Origin of the sequence: Nocardiopsis protaetiae, assembly GCF_045446735.1 — a bacterium.
Classification (GTDB): domain Bacteria; phylum Actinomycetota; class Actinomycetes; order Streptosporangiales; family Streptosporangiaceae; genus Nocardiopsis; species Nocardiopsis protaetiae.
On sequence record NZ_JBJJBV010000362.1, the window covers coordinates 1 to 5,652 of the forward strand.

General features: G+C 72.2%; 6 protein-coding genes. 5 read left to right on the forward strand and 1 reads right to left on the reverse strand.

What is annotated here, in order from left to right; translation table 11 throughout:
• The first annotated feature begins 120 nt into the window (after nucleotides 1-120).
• The 4 genes from ACJOT3_RS31890 (at nucleotide 121) to ACJOT3_RS31905 (ending at nucleotide 4,173) form a co-directional block, all read left to right on the forward strand.
• Entirely contained in the window at nucleotides 121-1,191 is a 1,071-nt protein-coding gene (locus ACJOT3_RS31890; protein WP_406976850.1) for an ABC transporter substrate-binding protein, read from the forward strand.
• A 287-nt stretch (nucleotides 1,192-1,478) separates the two neighbouring features.
• Nucleotides 1,479-2,531: an ABC transporter substrate-binding protein gene (locus tag ACJOT3_RS31895; RefSeq protein WP_406976851.1), complete on the forward strand. Its 1,053-nt coding sequence runs from the start codon at nucleotides 1,479-1,481 to the stop codon at nucleotides 2,529-2,531.
• Nucleotides 2,532-2,537: 6 nt separating this feature from the next.
• Nucleotides 2,538-3,308 (forward strand): ABC transporter ATP-binding protein, encoded by a 771-nt coding sequence (locus ACJOT3_RS31900; RefSeq protein WP_406976852.1) that lies wholly within the window; start codon nucleotides 2,538-2,540, stop codon nucleotides 3,306-3,308.
• Nucleotides 3,301-4,173, forward strand: coding sequence for an ABC transporter permease (locus tag ACJOT3_RS31905; protein WP_406976853.1), 873 nt, complete (start codon nucleotides 3,301-3,303; stop codon nucleotides 4,171-4,173). Before ACJOT3_RS31900 ends, ACJOT3_RS31905 begins: the two co-directional genes overlap by 8 nt.
• 75 nt (nucleotides 4,174-4,248) lie before the next feature.
• Here the strand turns inward: ACJOT3_RS31905 and ACJOT3_RS31910 are convergent, their stop codons facing one another.
• Complete coding sequence (locus ACJOT3_RS31910) at nucleotides 4,249-5,046, reverse strand: sulfite exporter TauE/SafE family protein (RefSeq protein WP_406976854.1); 798 nt, start codon at nucleotides 5,044-5,046, stop codon at nucleotides 4,249-4,251.
• Between the two features lie 123 nt (nucleotides 5,047-5,169).
• Between ACJOT3_RS31910 and ACJOT3_RS31915 the strand changes: the two genes are divergently transcribed.
• Nucleotides 5,170-5,652 (forward strand): IclR family transcriptional regulator (locus ACJOT3_RS31915; RefSeq protein ID WP_406976855.1); only part of this gene is annotated, 483 nt, incomplete at its 3' end.

A 5,652-nucleotide genomic window follows, 5' to 3' on the forward strand; every position in this document is an offset into this window, starting at 1 on the left:
GTCACCGTCGGCTCATGTGACCTGGATCACCATTCCCCGGGTTCCCACAAATCCTACTAATTAAGTATGGTTTCTCCTGGTCGCTCCGACCTCCCCCTACGTTGTGAAGAGGAATCCGAGATGAGCAAGCGCACCACCGTGTTCTCCGCCGCCGCGGCGGCCCTGGCGCTCAGCCTGGCCGCGACCGCGTGCGGGGGAGCGGAGGGCGGCGGCGACGGCGGCGGGTCCGGCGACGGCGCCTCGGTCGACTCCCTGACCCTCGGCTACTTCCCCAACATCACCCACGTCCCCGCCCTGGTCGGCGTGGAGAACGGGATCTTCGCCGAGTCCCTGGGCGACGTCGAGCTGAACACCCAGACCTTCAACGCCGGCCCGGACGTCATCAACGCCCTGTTCGCCGGTGAGGTCGACATCTCCTTCATCGGCCCCAACCCGGCCATCAACGGCTGGTCGCAGTCGGACGGCACGGCCCTGCACATCATCGCGGGCTCCACCTCCGGCGGCGCGGGCCTGGTGGTCCGGCCCGGCATCGAGGACGTCGAGGACCTGCCCGGCACCACCATCTCCACGCCCCAGCTCGGCAACACCCAGGACGTGGCGCTGCGCTGGTTCGCCCAGGAGCAGGGCTGGGAGGCCGACACCGAGGGCGGCGGCGACCTGTCCATCGTCCCCCAGGGCAACGCCGAGATCATCGACGCCTTCGCGCTGGGCGAGATCGACGGCGCGTGGGTTCCGGAGCCCCACCTGAGCCGCCTGATCCTGGAGAACGAGGGCGAACTGCTCATCGACGAGGCCGACCTGTGGCCGGACACCGGCGGCGAGTTCGTCACCACCCACATCATCGTCAACGCCGACTTCCTGGAGCAGCACCCCGACGTGGTCGAGGCGTTCCTGCGCGGCCACATCGAGACGGTCGACTGGGTCAACGAGAACCCCGAGGAGGCCCAGCAGGCGGCCATCACCCACCTGGAGGCGCTCACCGGCAGCGCCCCCTCGGCCGACGTGGTCGCGGCCTCCTTCGAGAACGTGACGTTCACCTTCGACCCGATCTCGCCGTCGCTGCGCAGCGGCGCCGAGCACGCCGAGGCGGTCGGCCTGCTGGACCCGGTCGAGCTGGAGGGCATCTACTCGCTCGACCTGCTCAACGGCCTGCTCAGCGAGGACGGGCGCGACGAGGTCGCCGGGTTCTGACCCGTCAGGGCGGTCGGCGGGGCCCGGGGGGCTCCGCCGACTGGCGTTCCACCACCCGTGGTGCTCTGGATCACAGAGGATGCGGGCCGAGGTCCGAGCGGGCCCCGATCTGCGCGTTCACGGTCCCGTAACGTTCTGAGCTGCGCTTTTCCCCCAAAGCCTCCCGGGGTGGCCGTGGAAGCCGGGAGCGCGTCGCCGACCTGGGGTGACGCGTCGGCTTTCACAAACCCTACTTATTAAGTAGAGTTTGGGTCGTCCTCAGCCGACACCCGAAAAGGACCCCCTCCATGCGTGTGCCCTCCCCCCCGACGCGGATCGCCCTGGCGGCCCTGGCCCTCGGCCTCGCCGCCACCGGCTGCGCCGCCGACGCCGCGGAGGAGGGACAGGGGGGCACGCTCACCCTCGGCTACTTCCCCAACCTCACCCACGCCCCGGCCCTGGTGGGAGTGGAGAACGGGATCTTCGCCGAGGCGCTGGGCGACACCGCGTTCGACACCCTCACCTTCAACGGCGGGCCCGACGCGATCAACGCCCTGTTCGCCGGTGAGATCGACGCCGCCTACCTGGGTCCCAACCCCGCCGTCAACGGGTGGTCGCAGTCGGACGGCACGGCCCTGCACATCGTCGCCGGGGCCGCCACCCGGGGCACCGGACTGGTCGTCCGCGACGACATCGAGAGCGTCGAGGACCTGCCCGGCACCACCCTGGCCACGCCCCAGCTGGGCGGCACCCAGGACGTGGCGCTGCGCTGGTTCGCCCACGAACGGGGCTGGGAGACCGACACCGCCGGCGGCGGCGACCTGTCCATCGTCCCCCAGGCCAACCCCGAGACCGTCGACGCCTTCGCGCTCGGCGAGATCGACGGCGCCTGGCTCCCCGAACCCTTCCTGAGCCTGCTGCTGGCCGAGGACGACGCCCACCTGCTCATCGACGAGGCCGACCTGTGGCCCGAGACGGGCGGCGAGTTCGTCACCACCCACCTCATCGTCTCCGCGGACCTGCTCCGCGACCGCCCCGAGGCGGTCGAGGCCCTGCTGCGCGGACACATCGAAGCGGTCGACCTGGTCAACGACGACCCGGACGCCGCGCTGGAATCCGTCACCGCCCATCTGGAGGGGCTCACCGGGGGGTCGATCGACCCCGACCTCACCGCCGCGGCGCTCGACAACGTCACCTTCACGGTCGACCCCGCCGCGTCCTCACTGCTCACCGGAGCCGACAGAGCCGAGGCCATCGGCCTGCTCGACCCCGTCGACCTGACCGGAATCTACGCCCTGGACCCGCTCAACGCCCTCCTCGCCGAGGACGGCCGAGAGCCGGTGACCGGGTTGGAAGGGTAGGGGCCCATGACCGCCATCACCGACACGCCCCAGCGGACCACCGCCGTCGAGATCGACGACATCTCCAAGGTGTTCGGCCGCGGCCAGGGCGCCGTGACCGCCATCGACGGGATGTCGATCACCGTCGGGGCCGGGGAGTTCCTGTCCATCGTCGGTGCCTCCGGCTGCGGCAAGAGCACCCTGCTCTCCCTCGTCGCCGGGCTCGACCGGCCCACCAGCGGCACCGTGGACGTCGGGGACCACCGGGTCTCCATGATGTTCCAGGAGGCCGCCCTGTTCCCGTGGCTGAGCGTCGGCGCCAACATCGAGGTGCCGATGAAGGTCAACCGGGTGCCCAAGGCCGAGCGCAGGCAGCGGGTCGCCGACCTGCTCGACCTGGTGCGCCTGACCGGCTTCGAGCGCAAGCAGCCCCACGAGCTGTCCGGCGGCATGCGCCAGCGCGTCGCCCTGGCCCGCGCCCTGGCCCAGGACGCCGACGTGCTGCTCATGGACGAGCCCTTCGGCGCCCTGGACGCCATGACGCGCGACATCCTCCACGACGAGCTCGAACGCATCTGGCAGGAGAAGGGGCTGACCGTCCTCTTCGTCACCCACAACGTGCGCGAGGCGGTGCGCCTGGGCGACCGGGTCGTGCTGTTGTCCAGCCGCCCGGGCCGGGTCATCTCCGAGTTCCCCGTGGAGGGCGAGCGGCCCCGCCGCATCGACTCCGCCCCCATCGCGGCCCAGGCCGCCGCCATCACCGACCGGCTCCGCGAGGAGGTCTCCCGCCATGCCTGACTCCGACGTGAGGGACCGCGAGGTCCACGGGCTCGACGCCCTCGAACTCCAGCCCAAGCGGGGGACCAACGAGGTCGGGTTCGGTGACCGGGCCCGCGCGGTGTGGGCGGCGACCTGGCCCAAGCTGGTCGCGGTCGTGCTGGTGCTGGTCGCCTGGCAGGCCGTGGTGTGGTCGGGGTGGCGCACCGAGTTCGTGTTCCCCGGACCGGACAAGGTGCTGCCCACCCTGTTCAGCGAGATCACCACGCCGGAGTTCTGGACGGCGGTGCAGGTGACCATGCGCCGGGCCCTCATCGGGTTCGCGCTGGCGCTGGCCGTGGGCGTGGTCATCGGGCTGGCGGTGTCGCAGTTCAAGCCGCTGCGGGCGGCCATCGGGTCGCTCATCACCGGTTTGCAGACCATGCCGTCGATCGTGTGGTTCCCGTTCGCGATGCTGCTGTACGGCATCAGCGAGTCGGCGATCATGTTCGTCATCGTGCTGGGCGCCGCCCCCTCCATCGCCGGCGGCCTGGTGTCGGGCATCGACTACGTGCCGCCGACGCTGCTGCGCGCCGGACAGGTGATGGGGCTGCGCGGGGCGCAGCGCTACACGGTGCTGATCATCCCGGCGGCGCTGCCGATGTTCGTCACCGGGCTCAAGCAGGGCTGGGCGTTCGCCTGGCGGTCCCTGATGGCGGGCGAGCTGCTGGTGATCATCAACCAGCAGAACTCGATCGGCTGGGCGCTCAGCCAGGCCCGCCAGCTCAACGACGCCGACCGGCTGCTGAGCTACATCATCATCGTGCTGGTCATCGGCATCGTCATCGACGTGTTCTTCAACTGGGCCGACCGCGCCCTGCGCCGTCGCTGGGGCATCACCTCCTGAGCGTGCGGCGGGCCGTCCCGGAATCCTCCGGGGCGGCCCGTTCGTGTTCCCGGGGCCGGACGCCTCCGCGGATGTTCAGGTGAGCAGCCCGACGAGGTAGGTCGCGCCGGTCAGGCAGATCAGGCCGCCCAGCAGGAAGCGCAGCGGTTGCTCGCCCACCCGGCGGGACAGGGCGATGCCCACCAGGGAGCCCAGCGCGCCGCCGACGCCCAGGGCCAGGCCGGTGTCCCAGTCCGGGGCGGCCGGGGCCGCGCCGAAGCCGATGCGGTCGAACACCGCGTAGGCGGTCAGCCCCACGATCGAGGTGGTGAACGTGGTGGTCAGCGCCACCACCGCGGCCCGCGCGGTGGCCCAGCCCGCCACTCCGATGAGCAGTGGCGACAGCAGGGAGCCGCCGCCGATGCCCACCGCCGCGCCCAGCAGGGCGGCGCCGCCCGCCGCGGTCGCGAGCAGGCCGCGGCCGCCGCGTTCGCCGCGCTCGCGTTGGGGGCGCGGGGGAGCGGCCCGGCGGCGGGAGGGGAACAGCAGCCGCACGCCCATGCCGAACAGGATCACCCCGAGCAGGGCGCGGAACAGCACCGGGTCCGACAGCCAGGTGACCCGCACCGCCGCCCCGGCGACCGCGCAGGGCACGGCGGCCGCCGTCACCGTGAGCATCTGCGCGCCGTTGCCGCGCGCGGAGCGGGCGAGCCGGGCGATGCCCAGCGGGGTGGCCACCACGTTGTAGAGCAGGTTGGTCGCGCTGACCTGCGGGCCGTGCATGCCCAGGGCGCTGAGCTGCACGGGCAGCAGCAGGACGGCCCCCGAGACGCCGACGGGGGCGGTCAGAGCGGCGACGGCGAATCCGGCCAGGGCGGCCACGAGGAGCTCCACCCGGCAAACCCTACCGGTTCAGTTGGAAACACGGGAGTCCGAGGCGGGGTCCGCCCTGTGGTTCAGTTGTGCCTGAGTACCCCGCCGCCGCGGCGGGGCCCGACACGCAAGGGGAAACGCACGATGGAGGAGGAGTCCCGGCCCGCCGGGTCGCAGGCGGTGGTCCGGGCGCTGCGGGTGCTGCACTGCTTCCGCGACCACGGGCCCGAACTGGGTGCCACCGACATCGCCCGGCTGCTGGACCTGCGCACCAGCACCGCCCACCGGCTGGCCCGCACCCTGGTCGCCGAGGGCTTCCTGGAGCAGGACGCCGTCACCTCCCGCTACCGGCTCGGCGCCGCCGTCGCCGAGCTGGGCCGCGCCCTGTACCGGCACCGCGGCCTGTACCGGATCGAACCCCTCATGGAGAGCCTGGCGCAGGCCACCGGCACCTCGCCGGGCCTGGCCATCCGCAGCGGTTCGCGCGCGGTGGTCATCGCCGGGGAGGCGGTGGACCCCGAGTCCGGGCTGAGCGTCTACATCCCGCTGCACGCCTCGGCGATGGGCAAGGTCCTGCTGGCCTGGGACACCTCGTTCGACCCGTCCCGGCTGGAGCTGGAACGCCTG

What these genes read in the sequence shown, in the direction of transcription:
- ACJOT3_RS31890 (WP_406976850.1), top strand. Translation starts at nt 121, where the DNA reads ATGAGCAAGCGCACCACCGTGTTCTCCGCCGCCGCGGCGGCCCTGGCG.
- ACJOT3_RS31900 (WP_406976852.1), top strand. Translation starts at nt 2,538, where the DNA reads ATGACCGCCATCACCGACACGCCCCAGCGGACCACCGCCGTCGAGATC.
- ACJOT3_RS31895 (WP_406976851.1), top strand. Translation starts at nt 1,479, where the DNA reads ATGCGTGTGCCCTCCCCCCCGACGCGGATCGCCCTGGCGGCCCTGGCC.
- ACJOT3_RS31905 (WP_406976853.1), top strand. Translation starts at nt 3,301, where the DNA reads ATGCCTGACTCCGACGTGAGGGACCGCGAGGTCCACGGGCTCGACGCC.